Raw genomic sequence first — 878 nt, 5'->3', positions numbered from 1 at the left:
CTAGTGGGGTCAATGGTTGATTCATAAAAAATATTTTCAGTTTTCTACAGTTGCTAATATTTGGTACAAAACTATAAGATTTTACTATCCACACAAAGAATATCTAATTTTTATTACTAATTTTTTAGCAATACATTTGGTAATTCAGCGCATAAAAGCACATTTAACACCATTTATTGCAGCAACATGGATACTTTTGGCAAAAAATTACGAGAGTGCAGAGAAGCTCAAGAGCTTTCACAAAATGAGCTTGCCAAGCTTATTGAAGCACACCATTCTATTATTGGAAAGTATGAGCGAGACGAAGTAAAACCAACTATTGACGTAGTAAAAAAAATGGCTCAAGTCCTCAATACTACTGTTGGTTATTTACTAGGAGAGACTAAACAACAGGATGTATTAAAAGATCCTAAAATGTTAAAGCGTATTAATGATATTGAAAATTTGCCCGCAAAGGATAAAGAATGTCTTCTACTTACAATTGACAACTTCATTAAAGCAACTAAATTAAATTCCTTATAAAGCAAAAGCCCGAAGATTATCACCTCCGGGCTTTTTTTAAAACTCTATTGCTTCATCATAATTTCCGTCTGGTGAAGACACCAGCCGGGGAGCAGCATTACAAATGCGAATGCGCTTTATTCAATCGTAACTTAACTTTCTATACTTCTACCTCTATCACAGATTGCACTCGCTACAAGCGAGCGCGAGCGGAGTAATAATGTAAAACTAAAGTCGCTTACCAATTAAGAACAATAAAAGCCCGAAGATTATAACCTCCGGGCTTTTTTAACTCTATACTTTATCATAATTTCCGTCTGGTGAAGACACCAGCCGGGGAATATCACAGATTGCACTCGCTACAAGCGAGCGCGAGC

General features: G+C 36.0%; 1 protein-coding gene. It reads left to right on the top strand.

The genetic code is table 11. The features are described from left to right. Window positions 1-186: 186 nt before the first annotated feature. Window positions 187-522: a helix-turn-helix domain-containing protein gene (locus MYP_RS24575; RefSeq protein WP_045470063.1), complete on the top strand. Its 336-nt coding sequence runs from the start codon at window positions 187-189 to the stop codon at window positions 520-522. The last annotated feature ends 356 nt before the right edge of the window (window positions 523-878 follow it).

Origin of the sequence: Sporocytophaga myxococcoides (assembly GCF_000775915.1) — a bacterium.
Lineage (GTDB): Bacteria > Bacteroidota > Bacteroidia > Cytophagales > Cytophagaceae > Sporocytophaga > Sporocytophaga myxococcoides_A.
The sequence above is the reverse complement of the archived record's forward strand: the minus strand, read 5'-3'. Positions and strand labels throughout refer to the sequence as shown.